The 15,099-nt window shown below is 59.1% G+C and carries 17 protein-coding genes; 4 read left to right on the forward strand and 13 right to left on the reverse strand.

The features are described 5' to 3' along the window. Nucleotides 1–14: 14 nt before the first annotated feature. From IMCC20628_RS03615 to IMCC20628_RS03635, 5 genes are all read right to left on the reverse strand, one after another. Nucleotides 15–899: a DMT family transporter gene (locus IMCC20628_RS03615; protein WP_047029076.1), complete on the reverse strand. Its 885-nt coding sequence runs from the start codon at nucleotides 897–899 to the stop codon at nucleotides 15–17. Between the two features lie 248 nt (nucleotides 900–1,147). Continuing rightward, a complete protein-coding gene (locus tag IMCC20628_RS03620; protein ID WP_047029077.1) occupies nucleotides 1,148–1,930 on the reverse strand; it encodes a hypothetical protein in 783 nt (260 codons plus the stop codon). Between the two features lie 622 nt (nucleotides 1,931–2,552). Further along, nucleotides 2,553–2,741 carry a hypothetical protein gene (locus IMCC20628_RS03625; protein ID WP_047029078.1) on the reverse strand — a complete coding sequence of 63 codons (189 nt, stop codon included), beginning with the start codon at nucleotides 2,739–2,741 and terminating at the stop codon, nucleotides 2,553–2,555. 342 nt (nucleotides 2,742–3,083) lie between these two features. After that, on the reverse strand, nucleotides 3,084–3,575 hold the full coding sequence (locus tag IMCC20628_RS03630) for a DUF1499 domain-containing protein (protein WP_047029079.1): 492 nt from the start codon (nucleotides 3,573–3,575) through the stop codon (nucleotides 3,084–3,086). Nucleotides 3,576–3,645: 70 nt separating this feature from the next. Continuing rightward, nucleotides 3,646–4,815: a PQQ-dependent sugar dehydrogenase gene (locus IMCC20628_RS03635; protein ID WP_047029080.1), complete on the reverse strand. Its 1,170-nt coding sequence runs from the start codon at nucleotides 4,813–4,815 to the stop codon at nucleotides 3,646–3,648. Nucleotides 4,816–4,942: 127 nt separating this feature from the next. Here IMCC20628_RS03635 and IMCC20628_RS03640 point away from each other — a divergent pair, with 127 nt between their 5' ends. Then, nucleotides 4,943–5,452 carry a PH domain-containing protein gene (locus IMCC20628_RS03640; protein WP_047029081.1) on the forward strand — a complete coding sequence of 170 codons (510 nt, stop codon included), beginning with the start codon at nucleotides 4,943–4,945 and terminating at the stop codon, nucleotides 5,450–5,452. Here IMCC20628_RS03640 and IMCC20628_RS03645 read toward each other — a convergent pair. Beyond that, nucleotides 5,436–5,690: a hypothetical protein gene (locus IMCC20628_RS03645; protein WP_047029082.1), complete on the reverse strand. Its 255-nt coding sequence runs from the start codon at nucleotides 5,688–5,690 to the stop codon at nucleotides 5,436–5,438. The genes IMCC20628_RS03640 and IMCC20628_RS03645 overlap by 17 nt on opposite strands. Nucleotides 5,691–5,797: 107 nt before the next feature. Beyond that, entirely contained in the window at nucleotides 5,798–6,736 is a 939-nt protein-coding gene (locus IMCC20628_RS03650; protein WP_047029083.1) for an EAL domain-containing protein, read from the reverse strand. A gap of 187 nt (nucleotides 6,737–6,923) precedes the next feature. Between IMCC20628_RS03650 and IMCC20628_RS03655 the strand changes: the two genes are divergently transcribed. Next, complete coding sequence (locus IMCC20628_RS03655; protein WP_047029084.1) at nucleotides 6,924–8,126, forward strand: pyridoxal phosphate-dependent aminotransferase; 1,203 nt, start codon at nucleotides 6,924–6,926, stop codon at nucleotides 8,124–8,126. Nucleotides 8,127–8,207: 81 nt separating this feature from the next. On the opposite strand, the gene IMCC20628_RS03660 is transcribed toward IMCC20628_RS03655, so the two are convergent. From IMCC20628_RS03660 to trxB, 6 genes are all read right to left on the reverse strand, one after another. Next, complete coding sequence (locus IMCC20628_RS03660) at nucleotides 8,208–8,612, reverse strand: DUF2177 family protein (protein ID WP_047029085.1); 405 nt, start codon at nucleotides 8,610–8,612, stop codon at nucleotides 8,208–8,210. Between the two features lie 113 nt (nucleotides 8,613–8,725). Further along, nucleotides 8,726–9,664 (reverse strand): diacylglycerol kinase family protein, encoded by a 939-nt coding sequence (locus IMCC20628_RS03665; RefSeq protein ID WP_047029086.1) that lies wholly within the window; start codon nucleotides 9,662–9,664, stop codon nucleotides 8,726–8,728. Between the two features lie 182 nt (nucleotides 9,665–9,846). Beyond that, nucleotides 9,847–10,209, reverse strand: a complete 363-nt coding sequence (locus tag IMCC20628_RS03670) for a DUF6768 family protein (protein WP_047029087.1) — start codon at nucleotides 10,207–10,209, stop codon at nucleotides 9,847–9,849. Continuing rightward, nucleotides 10,202–10,753 (reverse strand): RNA polymerase sigma factor, encoded by a 552-nt coding sequence (locus IMCC20628_RS03675; protein ID WP_047029088.1) that lies wholly within the window; start codon nucleotides 10,751–10,753, stop codon nucleotides 10,202–10,204. Before IMCC20628_RS03675 ends, IMCC20628_RS03670 begins: the two co-directional genes overlap by 8 nt. 793 nt (nucleotides 10,754–11,546) lie before the next feature. Then, nucleotides 11,547–12,443 (reverse strand): LysR family transcriptional regulator, encoded by an 897-nt coding sequence (locus tag IMCC20628_RS03680; protein WP_047032229.1) that lies wholly within the window; start codon nucleotides 12,441–12,443, stop codon nucleotides 11,547–11,549. 54 nt (nucleotides 12,444–12,497) lie between these two features. Next, nucleotides 12,498–13,472, reverse strand: a complete 975-nt coding sequence (gene trxB / locus IMCC20628_RS03685; protein WP_047029089.1) for a thioredoxin-disulfide reductase — start codon at nucleotides 13,470–13,472, stop codon at nucleotides 12,498–12,500. A gap of 279 nt (nucleotides 13,473–13,751) precedes the next feature. On the opposite strand from trxB, the gene IMCC20628_RS03690 reads away from it, so the two are divergent. Both IMCC20628_RS03690 and IMCC20628_RS03695 read left to right on the forward strand, forming a co-directional pair. After that, entirely contained in the window at nucleotides 13,752–14,222 is a 471-nt protein-coding gene (locus IMCC20628_RS03690) for an Lrp/AsnC family transcriptional regulator (protein ID WP_047029090.1), read from the forward strand. Beyond that, nucleotides 14,219–15,079 (forward strand): FkbM family methyltransferase, encoded by an 861-nt coding sequence (locus tag IMCC20628_RS03695; protein WP_052766282.1) that lies wholly within the window; start codon nucleotides 14,219–14,221, stop codon nucleotides 15,077–15,079. Before IMCC20628_RS03690 ends, IMCC20628_RS03695 begins: the two co-directional genes overlap by 4 nt. Nucleotides 15,080–15,099: the final 20 nt, after the last annotated feature.

Consider the following 15,099-nt stretch of genomic DNA (forward strand, 5'->3'; position numbering starts at 1 on the left):
GCGTAAAAAAATTATCAGGAGGCGGGTCTTGGCCTCAGCATCGGGCCGACTTCGGCCAGCAGAATGGCCAGGAATATCAACATGCCGCCGGCATAGCCCAGTGTGGGGATCTGTTCCCCGAGGATCGCTGCGCCGAAAAAGGCTGCGAAAAGCGATTCGGTCGACAGGAAAATCGCGGCTTGCGGTGCCGTGGTATAGCGCTGGCCGATGACCTGAAGCGTGAACGCCAGTCCGGTCGCGAATACACCGGCAAACAGGATCTCGGGCAGGGTGGCGACAATTGCGGCAACATCGATTATTTCGATTGCCAGACCAACGCCAAGGCCCAGTGCCGAGGTCAGTGCGAACTGCACGAAGGAAAGCGTTAGCGGGCGGCCGCTCGGCCCGACATAGCGTCCGACCAGAATAACCTGAAGCGCCCACATCACGGCGCAGGCGATGGTCAGAAAATCTCCGTTGTTGAGGGTGACAAGACTGCCGCCGGCGAGCAACCAGATCCCGATGAAGGTCATCAGCACCGCTGGCCAGATCACCGGATGCGGTCGCTGTCCGAGCACCAGCAGCGTGATGAAGGGGACAAACACCACGTATAATCCGGTCAGAAAGCCTGAATTGGTCACGGTGGTGAAGAGCAGCCCGACCTGCTGCAATCCCATGCCCAGAAACAGCACCAGCCCGGTCAAGGCAAACCCACGTAGATGAGCCGTCGAAACCGGTGTGACTGCCTTGCGCGATTCCAGCCAGGCGAAAGGCGCGAGCAGGATCGTGGCGACGAGAAAGCGCATGCCGATGAAAAGGAACGGACCGATATTGTCCATCGCCGTTGACTGGGCAACGAAACCTGCGCCCCAGGTGGCGCCGGCGAGAAGAAGCAGCAGATTGGCAAGATAACGCGGCATGAAATGGTCCGGAAAATTGGGTGTCACGGACGGCTAGCAGGAGCGCTTACCGGGAGCAAGGGGGAGGCGAACCGGAGCGAGAGCAGGGCCGACCAATCCGGCGGTTGGTGAACGGCGGCAAGGGGACACAGGAGCCATGCGCTGATTGCGGTTTTCGGTCGATTTGGACGGGGTTCGTTGAGTTGCATGACAAGGATAGCAATCATCCTCGCTTGTGGGATTGCAACGACCATCGGTCGGCGGTTCGGTTAAAGCCAGGACGGCGCGCCAAGCATGAGATGCGTGATTGTCGCATCGACGGCATAGAATGACCAATGCAGCCCATACGCCCAGCGAAACCCGTGGCGTGTTCTCAGATAGAGATACGGGACGAAGAGCCCGAAGATGGAAGCAGCGATTGTGAACCGTATGACGTAAAGCGCTGTGAAGCCTTCCAGGGCAAGCAGCAGATGAAACCCGCCGAAAAGGACCGCCATGCCAAGAGAAATTGCCGGCAGGCTGATTTTTGTCCGTGCGGCACTGAAAACCATCGCAGAGATAAGCACTTGCTGGAACAGGATATCTGTGGATTTGGGGAGATAGTACCAGGCAGAGGCAAACATGAATTCCGGAGGATTTGGCGGAGCAAGTTCGACGGACACCTCGGGAAGCAGCGGAAGGATCACGGCAACATAGGTGCCGAAGATCGACAGGGCGGGAAGCAGCATACGGATATGGCCGGTAACCAGTGAGAGAGTAAGTCGTGATGACAGCACTGACCAAAACGCCGCCGCTGCAACCACACTCCACATCAGATAATATCCGGAAACCCGCATAGGGGCCTGGTCATAACCGCGCTCAAGAGCCAAGGCGTCGACGAGCGCGTAGTAGCCCCAACTCGACACACTCCACATGAGGGCTACGATGAGGAGAGTCATTCCCAAGGAAAAAACAGCGGACGTCTCTTCTGTCGGTTTGATGGCTTTCATGACGATTTCGCAGTTCTCGCTACGGCAGGTTTTCGCCAAGGACGAGGTGAAGAACGCAGGCATACGTCATCCCTCCTGGCAAACATCATTGCCCGGCTAAGTTGGTAAACCTTCACGCAATTGGCTTTCAGCAACGGCACGATCTGGTGGAGGCGGAGGTTGGGTGCGTGTTCTTCCACCAGGTCGCGTTGAACCACTCCCTGCCGACGCTGTCGTTGAGAGGGTGTTGCGCACCTGACAAGGGTTTCTCGGCCAGGCCACTCATGTGCTGGATTTTGTGCTTGATTGAACGCTAGCGCAGCAAAAATGCGCTAGCGTTTTTCAAATCAGCCTGCTTTGGGAGGCGGAGGGCCATCATTGGGAACGCAGGCGGTCTGACCCTCGGGGACTTTGCGACATGTGCCGTCGATTTCCGCACCACGGCGCGTATCGGTGAAGCTGCAGCTGGTGTTTTCTGATTTGCCCTGACAAGCGCTTAGCGCTTCTTTAGGGGGCGGGCCTGGCCGGTTTTCATTCTGCGGCGGCGCTTTGCTCTGCGCCAGTATCACAGCGTTATCCCATCGGGATAGGGTATCTGCAAAGGCGGTCGTCGCCACGCTCAAAGAGCAAAGAGACGTTGCAGCAAGAATGATGAGCAGTGAAACCCTGCTCGCAGAATGGCGGTATCGGTTTTCTGATTTCATGTTCATTTCAAAATCCCATTTGTTTGTTTTTCCAAGGTGCGGGACATGTGCCCGCCAGAGAAAACCAACTCGGTTGGCCGGCTGGCAAACATCGGGGTGTTCGCCGAACCGGTGAGACTGAAATGCCGGGCATGGCGCAACAAAACCATCAGCCAAAAGATGGTGGGACGGTTTTCAAACCAAAGACCCACGGCCGTAAACCGAAGTTATACGCCAACTCAAAACCAGAGCTTCGAGTTGGGGGCAGCCTACCTATTGCTGGCCAAAAACAATTCACGGCCCATCGGGGCCGGGCGATATCGCTGCGGTGGTGATACATCGGGATAGACAGGATGGCGAAGGCATCGGTAAATCCGACGCCCACTCTCAACCAGCGGAACGCCGTTGGCATTTGCGGCAGCTATGGGCGCGAAAACGCCAACCGTTTAGGGGCGGGGTAGGCCTCCAAACGGTCCTTTCACCTTGCCAGATCAATGGGCTCTGATGCTGGTGCGCGCGGAATTTCATTGAAGCTTTAGCGGCGACCCATGGCTTCAGGGTTGTGCGAACAATGCCTCGAGCCGGGCGCGGTTCTTGCCGAAATCACTTTTGCCCAGTTGTGCGCGTGAATAGGCCATCACCCCGGTACGGCCGTCCGCCATGGTCACGGCCTCGAGGTGGATCACATCGGGAAACCGCATCAGCGCGGAGTAGGTGACAAACCGTGCCTTGGCCGGGTTGGTGCCGTCATCAACCCTTCTGGATCGCGGGTCGGTGGCGGCAAGCCTCTGCGATAACTGCTCAATAACGTCTGCCGGGGCTTCATTGACCGGGGCAATAGTAAAATCCGGTTCAGTGCAGAGGCCGGGAGAGCAGGCGAGTGCGTCATTGGCGGTCGGACTGCGTTTGCCATCGGTGAAATCGTGCTGGCCACCGTCGGCAGGTCCGGCGATCATTTCCCAGCTGCGCTCCCGCCCGATCAGCACGAACGCGAGCAATGCAACGCCGATGAGCGCGACGACGCCCAGTAAGATTGTCTTCAACATGATGGTAATAGGGCCTTTCAGACGCCGGTCATTGTCGCGCTCGGGCGAGACCAGCAGGATATGTAAAAATTCATTCGATGGGGTCAGGTGTCCGCGATATCCGCAACACTGCACCGTCATCCTCGTCGGTCACCATGAGCACCGCACCGTCAGGGGCGACGCGGACATCACGAATGCGACCGTAATTTCCCTTGAACAGCCGTTCCTCCGACAGCACTTCTCCGGATTCGTCGTCGAGGTCAAGCCGCACCAGCATCTGGAATTTGAGAGCGCCCACCAGAAGGTCGCCATCCCATTCGGGAAACATCTCGCCGCGGTAGACGGCCATGCCGCCCGGCGCAATCGAGGGATCCCAATAATGAACCGGTTGTTCAAACCCTTCGGCGGCGCTGCCGATGCCGATTTCCGCGCCGCTGTAGTGGCGCCCATAGGAAATCACCGGCCAGCCGTAATTGCGGCCCGCTTGAGGACGATTGACTTCGTCTCCGCCACGGGCGCCGTGTTCAACCGAGTAAAGAACGCCGGTCGTTGGATCAATGTCGAGACCCTGCGCGTTACGATGGCCCTTGGACCAGAGTTCAGCCGCGCCGCCGCCCGCATGGGGATTGTCCGCCGGGATGGTACCATCGGCGTTTAGGTGCAGCACTGCGCCGGCGTGATCGTCCGGATCCTGCGCCCGTTCGCTTTCGCCGCGATCGCCGATGGTAAAAAACAGGGTGCCGTCCGTGGCCACCGCTATGCGCGAGCCAAAGTGCCGGCCGACATCGGAGAACCGGTTCATCCGGAAAATTTCTGTCACATCGGTGAGCGCCGTCCCGTCTTGCGTCAGGCGGGCACGGGCGATTGCCGTGCCATAGCCACCGTCGCCGCTGGCGCTGTAGCTCAGGAAAATCAAGCGGCTGGTGGCGAAGTCAGCAGCCAGCGCGATGTCGAGCAAGCCGCCCTGGCCATGCGCAGCGACTTCGGGCAAACCGGAAATCGGCGCCGATACCTTGCCGTCTCGCAGCATTCGCAATGTGCCGCTTCGCTCGCTGACGAGAATTGTGCCGTCTGGCAATGGCTCGACGCCCCAGGGGTGGTCGAGGCCGGAGGCGAGCACTTCGACATCGACGCTTACCTCATGGGTGGGAATGGTTTCGCGCGCCGTGACAGGGAATGCGACAGCCGACGAAAGGATCGTCAGGAGGGCGATGACGGCGGGGATGCGCCTGCGTCGTGTCTGAGCGATCTGGTCTGGCATGGGTCACCTCTTCTGCGGTCCTGACCTGTTGTATGCCATCCATATGGGGCATCGGGAAGGCGGGAAAAGCCCCCGACGCACAAAGCTCTCGCGTGACGAGCGAAAAAATACGGCTACACTTGTCACGATGGAACCCGTCGATTCGCAATTTGAACCGAAAAACATGGATGCCGGGCAGATTCAGCAGCATCGGGTCGCCTGGCGCGCCAACGCAATCGCCCTGTTTCTGCCAGGGTTGGCGGTGGCTGCAGGCTATGGCGGCCTATGGCTGGTACTGTATCTGGATGGCCGGGGTGCCGGGGCTCTGGCGCGTGTCAGCCTGATGGTCCTGGTAATTGGTGTGCCGCTTCTGCTTGCCCATGCGGGGCTGCGGTTATCGACCACGCGGTTGACGCTGCGCGGCACCCATCTGGAAGCTCATCCGGGGTTTCCGTCGCGTGATCCGGTGATCGTTGCTTATCCGGCGGTGACCAGGCTTTCGCTGCGCCGCGGACTGTCGGGCTGGATCACCGGCGCCGGATCTCTGGTGATCGAGCGCGAGAATGGCGCGCCGGTGATCATCCCGGGGCTGTCACATCCCGACGCCGCGCTGGCGGAACTGTCCGCCCACCGGGCCTCATTCAGCAAGCCGGGTTGACGGGACTGGCAGCGTCTGGCCGGAATGTCTGAAGCGGATGTTTGGCAGGCTGGATCTTGTGGGCGGCGGGAACCGGTTGGTGAAGACCGGCGTCAGGCTGCGCACGCGCCTGCATCACCAGCACGGACAGCAGCAATAGGCAGCCCATCAGCGCCATCAACGCGATCCTCAGGATGGTGACGCTTTCGCGCCGGGCGGATTTGTAAAGCAGGAAGTCATCATCCGGAAGCATGGTCATTGCCCGTTCTCTGTTGTTCGAGAACCAGATAAGCTCCGGAACGCGTCGCCAATCAGTCCAGATTGTGGCGCAGCCGGATTTTTGTAGTGGCAAGATTGTGTATCAGGTTAACGACTGCGCTTGCCGAAGGTCGCGGTGCGAGGCGGGAGGTAGGGCCGCTGAGAGACTGCCTCGGCGTAAACCGGCGGCTTGGCTCCCTGCGTCGTCAGACTTGCCTGCCGGTGTGTCACATCGCCCATTTGGGACGTCTCGGGTTCCGGAAACCTGTCATCAAACGTCCGCGGGACGATTTCAGGCCGCGCCAGGGCATATCCCTGCATCAACGGAACGCCGATCTGCTGGCAGAATTCGACCTGATGGTCTTCCTCAAGCCCTTCGAACAGCACCGTGATGCCACGCGCCAGGAACTGTTCCACCATCAGCTTGAGCAATCCCATGCCCGCGGATGTTTCGGTGAAGCGGCGCACCCATGCTGCGTCGAATTTGAGGACGTCAGGATTGAGATCATCCACCCGTTTGGAATCGGAATCGTCGGCGCCGAAATCATCCACCGCAATCCTGAACAGCCGCGAACGCAACCCCTCGACCAACCGGTTGAGCACGTCCTCGTCGCCACTGCCCTGTTCGGTGATTTCACAGACAATGCGTCCGGGTCTCAATCCCGCCCGTACGGTGATGTCGACCATCCGGTCGACTTCTGCATCGATGTCGGCAACGGCGTCGAACAGGCCCGGATTGAAGTTGATGAAAAGCCGGGCCTTCTTGCGGTTGAGTTTGCCCATGTTGAGGATGTGCAATTCCCGGCACAGCGTGTCGACAGCGACCGCGTCGGATTTTTCGACCAGTGAGAAGAAATGCCCCGGCGATACTGGTTTGCCGTCGCGTTGCGCGCGGATGAGTGCCTCAAAAGCCTCGATTGTCAGGTGGCCTTCTTCATTCTGGCTGAAGATCGGCTGAAACGCGGAGCGCAGCACAAAGGGACCGTAAGAGGTGGCATAAAAACCCCGGTCGTCTTGCAGAAAGTGCGGTTCGCGACGCCCTGGCATTGCGCACAGGTCTCCGGTTGGCAAACGGATATGAACAGTTATCCTAACCCCCAAACCTTTCGCCGGCGTTAATTCTCCTGTCCGAACCGGCTTGACGGCTTGCATCGGTGGCCCCATTGCGACATAGAAAGCGACGGGCGCGGGCGCCGCGTCCCTTGCATTACGTCTCAGCACCGGAGCGCATTCCATGGCCTTTCTCGCCGACGCCCTTTCCCGGGTCAAACCATCCGCCACCATCGCCGTCAGCCAGAAGGCAAGGGAACTCAAGGCCAAGGGCCGCGATGTTATCGGACTTGGCGCCGGTGAACCTGACTTTGACACGCCTGACAATATCAAGGCGGCGGCGATTGACGCGATCAATCGCGGTGAAACCAAGTACACCCCGATTTCCGGGATTCCGGAACTGCGCAAGGCGATTGCCGCCAAGTTCAAGCGCGAGAACAATCTCGATTACGACTGGCAGCAGACCATTGTCGGCACCGGCGGCAAGCAGATCCTGTTCAACGCTTTCATGGCGACACTGAACCCCGGCGATGAAGTCATCATCCCGGCACCTTATTGGGTCAGCTATCCGGAAATGGTGGCGATCTGCGGCGGCACTTCGGTGCCGGTGCCAACCACGATCGAGAACGGGTTCAAACTCGCTGCTGCCGATCTGGAAGCCGCGATTACGCCGAAGACCAAGTGGCTGATGTTCAACTCGCCGTCCAATCCCTCGGGCGCGGCCTATTCCGAGGCCGAACTGAAGGCGCTGACGGAGGTGCTGATGCGTCATCCGCATGTCTGGATTCTTTCGGACGACATGTACGAACATCTGACCTATGGCGATTTCGTCTTCACCACGCCTGCCCAGATCGAGCCGGCGCTGAAAGACCGGACGCTGACCATGAACGGCGTGTCAAAAGCCTATGCGATGACCGGTTGGCGTATCGGCTATGCAGCCGGCCCGATCGAGCTGATCAAGGCGATGGATATGATCCAGGGCCAGCAGACGTCCGGTGCCTGTTCCATTGCGCAGTGGGCAGCGCTTGAAGCGCTTACCGGCACGCAGGACTTCATTCCGAAAAACCAGGAAATCTTCCGTGGTCGCCGTGATCTCGTGGTGTCGATGCTCAACCAGGCCAAGGGCATCCAGTGCCCGACGCCAGAGGGCGCGTTCTACGTCTATCCATCCTGCGCAGACCTGATCGGCAAGACTGCGCCATCGGGCAAGGTGATCGAGACTGATGAGGATTTCGTCACCGAACTGCTTGAAACCGAAGGTGTGGCCGTGGTGCACGGCTCGGCCTTCGGCCAGGGGCCCAACTTCCGCATTTCCTACGCCACCTCGGAAGAACTGCTCGAAGAAGCCTGCACCAGGATCCAGCGCTTCTGCGCAGCCTTGCGCTGACCAGCAATATAACCAGCAATCCGGGGGAAGCATATTCCCGGACCCGCATGACGGCCGCCTTCAACGGGCGGCCGTTTTGGTTCAAGTCCAGCGCAGCAGCCAGTAGCCGACTGCCGAAGCGGCTGTCGTGAGCAGTGTGCCCCAGGCCATGTCGACCAGACTCATCGTCAGCGGCCAGTTCTTCAGCGTCGCCAGATTGGTGATGTCGTAGGTTCCGTAGGCGGCGAAGCCGAGGATGGCGCCGAGCATCAGCGCGTCGGTGAGCGAACCGGAGCGGGCTGCTGCGGACGAGGCAAGGATGACCACTGCGCCGGAATACATCACATAAAACAGGGCGGCGATCGCCAGGCGCGGCTGGTCAAGCATGAGATCGCCGAGCTGGCGGCTGTAAAACCCCTTGGCGACAAGGCCGAGCCAGATGGCGTCTATGGCGAGGATGAAGGCTGCGGTCCCTGCCCATGCCGTGAGAAAACCGGCCGGGATCATTGCTCAGCCTCCGCCAGTGGCGCTGCGTGAAGGCGTGACACCGCGAGGTGCTGCCGGGTTTGGATCAGGGTCATGGGAAGGCCTCTCTGTGGGGGTGGATGCCTTCGTGTACGTCAGGTCGCCTCGGACGGATCAGCTCTTGCTCCACCTGCGTAGGTTTGGGGTACCAGAACTCTCAGTGCGCCGGCGTGGCAGATGCATTCCACCTCTTGCTCCAGCGGAATGATCTCGCCATCAATCGCTGCCTTGGTGCCGCGACGCAGGTTGGGAAATCTCAGGGTGACCTTTTGCGCCGACTCGACCGTCATGTCGGGATCTTCCTTCAGCCTGCCTATGATCGCATGCAGCGTCATCCGCAGCACCGTGCTCGATTCGAGCGCGCCGGACCGGTAAAGCCCCAAAACGCCCTCATCGAGCACTGCCGCATAGGACAGCGGGGTGTCTCCAAACAGATTGTTGGATACTGAGACGACAGACACGATCTGGCGGTCGCGCAGCGAATCGGTCTCCACCTCAACGCCGAAACGCGGCGGCTTCATGATAACCCGGCCGAGGGTCTTGAGAGTGGAGGTAATCTTGCGCAGGCGGGTGGATGTGTCCAGCCGTGCTCGCTGGTGCACCAGGCGGGCATGCAGCCCCACTGAGAACTGATGAACAAAGGGACGGCCATTGGCCGTGGCGATATCAAGTTGCCGTTCGTCGGCTGTGGCAAGAGCTTCCAGGGCGTCTGTCGGATCGAGCGGTAGCCCGAGGCTTCGCGCAAACAGGTTCATGGTGCCCAGCGGAAGCACGCCCAGGGTCTTTCCGGATTTGAAACAGGACGCGGCCGCTGCCGAAATGGTGCCGTCGCCGCCACCTGCCACAATGGTTCCGGTATCCTTGTCGTCCGCGGCATCATTGAGCGCATCGACCAGATCCTTGCCGGAAACCAGACGCACCACGCAGTCGCCGCCGTTGCCGGACAGCTTGGAAGCCGCCATCTCGCCGAATTCCTGCGCATCCATTCCGCGAATGGTGCCGCCGTCCTGATTGAGGATCATGGTGATGCGCATTGAGACTCCGTGAGCATGAATGAGGCAAGTTGAGTATCTGCATGCGCGAGCATGGCGGATGCTCACCACTATTGCACGCCATGTAGAACATTGCAGCGGGCCCGAAGTTCCATGACACCTTTCGAATTCTGCGGATTGCGCGGGCACCGGCGGCGTGGATCGTTCCGGCAGGCATCAGGCGATCACCCCGTTTTCCGCGCGATCATTAGCTCAACCCGTTTAAGCTCGCGAAGAATCCTGTCCGCCTGCATTTGCGGCATCAGGCTGGTCTTGAGGATGGTGGCGACAATCATCAGCGTTGCGGAGGGAACTCCCCATTTCAGCGCGGTCAGCACATCGCTTGCTGCGAAGAAATGCCAGCCGGTCCAGACAGCCAGACCGAACAGCGCGATCTGAACGATCATGATGACCCATGATACCCAGCCGAGCTTGCCGGTGAACTGGCTGGCGCCAAGCGCAAACCAGCCCAGTTCCTTCGTCTCACGCAGGATATCGTCGTCTTGTTCGGAGAGGGCTTCCTCAATCAATCGGTCAAGTTTACTCATCTGGGATTCCTTTCAGGGCTTTGTTCAGTTTGGTTCGTGCATGCATCAGCCGCGTCTTGATGGTTCCGACCGGCACATCCAGCGAGATGGCAACTTCGGCGACGCTCATGTCTTCAAGATAGAACAGTGAAATCGCGGCGGCCTGTGCAGGCGGCAGTGTCTTGATGGCCTGGCGTACGGCATGGGCGTCGGCAGCCGCGGATGCAGATTCGGCGATGCTCACATCGTCCACTGCCGCCACATCCGCGGCATGACGGCGGCGTTTGATATTGGCAGCAATGATGCGCGCGGCGCGCCGGGTGACGATCCGGTAGGCCCAGGCCGGAAATGCCCGGTCATCGTGCAATCCCTTGAGACCCTTGAGGATCTCGATCCAGGCGTCCTGCATGGCATCCTGCGCGTCGTCGCGATTGCCCAGCAGCCGGTAGGCGTGACGCAACAGTCCAGGGCCACGCAACGCCGCCAGCCTGGCTATGGCCTTGCGATCGCCCAGCCGCGCGCCAGCCACCAGATATTCCTCGACAATGTTTTCGGTGCTGCGCATCCAGGCTTTCCTTGTCACGGACGCTACATGGTGGCGTCAGATGACAATCCGGTTCAATGGCCGACCGAATAATTAGATTACCGAGTGGAAATGCAGCGCAAAAAAAATGGGCCTCGAGATTGCTCTCGGGCCCAATAGGTATGAAGGTCAAAAACCTCCAGAGGGGAACAGCTCATGCGGCGACACTGGGAGGAGTAGGCCGCCATGTATGCATCAGCTATAAGCGATATGGTGCTTTATTGGGCATTGCGCAAGGGATTGATGCGCATGGCAGCCATGTGAATACTGCATGCTTAAAGTATAGCGCAAAAAAATGGGCCTCGAGATTGCTCTCGGGCCCAATAGGTATGAAGGTCAAAAACCTCCAGAGGGGAACAGTTCATGCGGCGGCACTGGGAGGAGTAGTCCGCCATGAATGCATCAACTGTGAGCCATATGGTGCTTTATTGTGCATTGCGCAAGGGTTTGATGCGCAGGGCAGCCATGCGAATACTGCATGCTTAAAATATAGGGCAAAAAAATGGGCCTCGAGATTGCTCTCGGGCCCAATAGGTATGAAGGTCAAAAACCTCCAGAGGGGAACAGCTCATGCGGCGACACTGGGAGGAGTAGGCCGCCAAGTATGCATCAGCTATAAGCGATATGGTGCTTTATTATGCAATGTACAAGGGAGCGGTGTGCATGTCAGCCATGCAATTACTGCATAGCTGACGGATTTTGGAGCAACGAGCCATGCAGTGGTCTTTGCTGTTGCTTCAACTGATCGTTCTGGTGCTGTGTAAGCGGGCGTGCCCTAATAGTTCCAGGTGCGCGCCTTGGAGATGAGAAAATCCCGGAAGGCCTTGAGTTTGGCGGCGTTTTTCATCTCTTCGGCATAGCAGAAATAGGTGTCGAAGGTCGGAATGTCGGCCGTGATGTTGAGTTGCACAAGATCCAGATCGCGATTGATCATATAATCAGGCAGCAGCGAAATGCCTGCGCCGTTGAGCGTGGCACGCCGGACCGCCGGCAAATTGTTGATCTGCAAATGCGCCATGCGCAGATTATCCGGTGTGCGACCGGCATGCTCGAGCCAGTTCACATCCATCAGATAGGCCGGAGCCGGTTCGCCAAAGGTGATGATTCGGTGATTGTCGAGGTCCTCGATGGTCTTGGGCTCGCCGTGACGGGCAATATAGGCCGGCGAGGCATAGACATGCAAGTGCACGGTGAACAGGCGGCGCTGGATCAGATCGGGCTGCTGTGGCAGGCGCAGCCTAATGGCGCAGTCGGCCTGGCGCATATTGACGTCGAGTTCTTCATTGTCGAGCAGCAACTGCACCTGGACATCGGGATAAAGCGCTTGGAATTCCTGCACTTTTTCTGTGAGCCAGCCCTGGCCGAAGCCGACCGTGGTGGTGACGCGCAATTTACCCGAGGGCCGTTCGCGGGTTTCGGTGAGCCGGTTTTTCACCGATTCGAGCTTCATCAGCACTTCATGCGCTGTCTGGTAGAGGATTTCCCCCTGCTCGGACAGGATCAGGCCCCGGGCATGCCGGTGAAACAGCTTGGCGCCGATGTCCATTTCAAGGGCGGAAACCTGGCGGCTGATCGCCGATTGCGACAGATGCAGTTTCTCCGCCGCGTGGGTGAATGACCCGGCTTCGGCAGCCGCATGAAAAATACGCAGTTTATCCCAATCGAGTGGCACCAAACTACCGTCCCCCTGGCCCGTTGATCGGGCCTTAATCTGGCGCTGGTGCGCCTATTCTGCGGCTTCAGCCTGTCTGACATGTCCTGCCAGAAAACGTTCGGCCTCCAAAGCTGCCATGCATCCCATGCCAGCGGCAGTCACCGCCTGGCGGTAGATGTCGTCGGTCACGTCGCCGGCGGCGAAAACGCCCGGGACATCCGTGGCAGTTGAATCCGGTGCTGTCCACAGATAGCCGTTGGATTTGTGCTTTAGCTTGTCCTTGAACAGGCTGACCGCGGGAGCATGGCCGATGGCGACGAACACGCCGTCAATCGGCATGTCGCTGATATCGCCGGTCTTGCGGTTCTTGAGTCTGACGCCGGTGACAGACGCAGGCATCGGTTTTTGCGCCGGGGTCCCCAGATACTCCACCACTTCCGTGTCCCAGATGACATCGATGTTGGGCTTGTCGAACAACCGCTGCTGCAGGATCTTTTCAGCGCGAAACCCGTCGCGGCGGTGGATTACAGTCACCTTGGCTGCGAGATTGGACAGGTACAGCGCCTCTTCGACAGCGGAATTTCCGCCGCCGACAACCACGACGTTCTTGCCGCGATAGAAAAAACCGTCACACGTGGCGCAGGCTGAAACGCCAAAGCCCATGAATTCCTTTTCGGTCGGAATGCCCAGCCATTTGGCCTGCGCACCGGTGGCGATGATCAGTGCGTCGCAGGTCCACACCGCGCCGGAATCGGTTGTCACGGTAAATGGCCGCGCTGTCATCTCGACATTTGTGACCAGGTCGTTGACGATTTCCGCACCGACATGCTCGGCCTGTTTGAGCATCTGTTCCATCATCCAAGGACCTTGCACCGGATCGGCATAGCCCGGATAGTTTTCCACGTCGGTGGTGATCATCAACTGGCCGCCTTGCTCCATGCCGGCGATCAGAACCGGCTGAAGCATGGCACGCGCGGCATAGATCGCGGCGGTGTAACCGGCGGGGCCGGAGCCAATGATAAGAACGGGAACATGGCGAGTGGGCATGGAAAGATCCTGGAACACATGTTGCGAGGGGCCAGCTTGAGCCATCCTCAATGGCGCATCAATGGTGAAAGCCCGCATTTTTGCGGCTGACGTCACTGCGCATTCGAAGTGACCCCCATTTAGGTGTGGGCAGGCATTGGTTTCAAGCTTATAGGCACGTTACGCACAGAACTTCGCACAGATACCCTGTTGAGGCTTTACAGGGGCTGTCACTCACGCAATAAAGTTTCGTCATCCTCGCCTCGATGCGGGGTGGCGTGCCGGTAACAGGAAGAGCCAATGGCGATCAAAGCCGAACTCGATGCGATCGACTTCAAGATTCTGCGTGAATTGCAGAACGACGGACGCATGACCAATGTGGACTTGTCGGAGCGCGTCGGCATCTCGGCACCGCCTTGTCTGAGGCGGGTGCGCAAGCTTGAGCAAGCCGGAATCATCCGCGGTTACCGGGCGCAGTTGAATGCGCCGAGCCTTGGCTTCGATCTCGTTGCCTTCTGCATGGTTGGCCTCAAACACCAGTCGGACGCCAATCTGAAGGCTTTCGCCGCGATCACCAAGGAATGGCCGATCGTGCGGGAAACCTGGATGGTCTCGGGCGAGAGCGATTTCCTGCTGCATTGCGTTGCCCGCAATCTCACCCATTTTCAGGATTTCGTCATTGAGGAACTCACCGCCACGGACAATGTCGATACCGTTCGCACCATGTTGACGATTCGGAAGGTCAAGGACGTGGGGCTGGTGGCCCTATGAGCCGCGAAGTGTGGAAGCTACTTGATGCGGGGCGCTGGTTGGCCGAAGGCGCTGACGGGCAGGTGCTCACCGCTTGTCCGCCCAATGCAGCCCAGACGATGCTGGTTGATCTGGCCAGACGGACCCCGCTGAGGCGTGGGATTTTTCGCGCAACATTGAGCCGGTTGGCTTTTGCCCTCGGCGGCGGCAAACCAATCGATGTCGGGTTCCGGGATGCGGTTTTCCGGCTTGAGGGTGGCCGCAATCTGATCGAATACGGCATTCTGCTCAATGAAGCCTACAACCAGCAGGATATTGATTTCCTCGAGGAGGCGCTGTCGCCCGGTGGGGTAATTGTCGATATTGGATGCAATATCGGGCTTTACAGCCTGCCGCTGGCAAAAACGGCTGGCCCGCAAGGTCATTGTATTTCCATCGACGCCAACCCGATGATGACCGGCCGGTTGCTGCGCAATGCGGTCCTGAGCGGTCTGGACAATATCACTGCGTTTGCCTGCGCGGTCAGTGACCGCGACGGGGCCGGGAGCTTGACGGTGCGCAAGAATGACGATGCCATCGTTGCGCTGGTGGAAAATGACGACGGCCCGATCCCGGTCCGGACGCTGATGTCGGTGCTGAGCGAAGCTTCTGTCGACCATATCGATGTTCTTAAGATCGACATTGAAGGCCACGAGGACAAGGCGCTGGTGCCGTTTCTGGACAGCGCGCCGCGAGCGCTGCTACCGCGCCGTATCGTTATTGAACACCCCGAACAGGGTCGTGATTATGAAGGCTGCTCCGCCGCCTTCGACCGTCATGGCTATCAATTGATGGGCCGAAGTCGCAACAATTCGCTCTATGAACTGCGCGCTGTTTGAAGCCGATGCCGAAATCTGTG

The organism is Hoeflea sp. IMCC20628, from assembly GCF_001011155.1.
Classification (GTDB): domain Bacteria; phylum Pseudomonadota; class Alphaproteobacteria; order Rhizobiales; family Rhizobiaceae; genus Hoeflea.

Coding starts and splice junctions, on each gene's coding strand:
- IMCC20628_RS03615 (WP_047029076.1), bottom strand. CDS start 899: ATGCCGCGTTATCTTGCCAATCTGCTGCTTCTTCTCGCCGGCGCCACC.
- IMCC20628_RS03620 (WP_047029077.1), bottom strand. CDS start 1,930: ATGCCTGCGTTCTTCACCTCGTCCTTGGCGAAAACCTGCCGTAGCGAG.
- IMCC20628_RS03630 (WP_047029079.1), bottom strand. CDS start 3,575: ATGTTGAAGACAATCTTACTGGGCGTCGTCGCGCTCATCGGCGTTGCA.
- IMCC20628_RS03635 (WP_047029080.1), bottom strand. CDS start 4,815: ATGCCAGACCAGATCGCTCAGACACGACGCAGGCGCATCCCCGCCGTC.
- IMCC20628_RS03640 (WP_047029081.1), top strand. CDS start 4,943: ATGGAACCCGTCGATTCGCAATTTGAACCGAAAAACATGGATGCCGGG.
- IMCC20628_RS03645 (WP_047029082.1), bottom strand. CDS start 5,690: ATGACCATGCTTCCGGATGATGACTTCCTGCTTTACAAATCCGCCCGG.
- IMCC20628_RS03650 (WP_047029083.1), bottom strand. CDS start 6,736: ATGCCAGGGCGTCGCGAACCGCACTTTCTGCAAGACGACCGGGGTTTT.
- IMCC20628_RS03655 (WP_047029084.1), top strand. CDS start 6,924: ATGGCCTTTCTCGCCGACGCCCTTTCCCGGGTCAAACCATCCGCCACC.
- IMCC20628_RS03660 (WP_047029085.1), bottom strand. CDS start 8,612: ATGATCCCGGCCGGTTTTCTCACGGCATGGGCAGGGACCGCAGCCTTC.
- IMCC20628_RS03665 (WP_047029086.1), bottom strand. CDS start 9,664: ATGCGCATCACCATGATCCTCAATCAGGACGGCGGCACCATTCGCGGA.
- IMCC20628_RS03670 (WP_047029087.1), bottom strand. CDS start 10,209: ATGAGTAAACTTGACCGATTGATTGAGGAAGCCCTCTCCGAACAAGAC.
- IMCC20628_RS03675 (WP_047029088.1), bottom strand. CDS start 10,753: ATGCGCAGCACCGAAAACATTGTCGAGGAATATCTGGTGGCTGGCGCG.
- trxB (WP_047029089.1), bottom strand. CDS start 13,472: ATGCCCACTCGCCATGTTCCCGTTCTTATCATTGGCTCCGGCCCCGCC.
- IMCC20628_RS03690 (WP_047029090.1), top strand. CDS start 13,752: ATGGCGATCAAAGCCGAACTCGATGCGATCGACTTCAAGATTCTGCGT.
- IMCC20628_RS03695 (WP_052766282.1), top strand. CDS start 14,219: ATGAGCCGCGAAGTGTGGAAGCTACTTGATGCGGGGCGCTGGTTGGCC.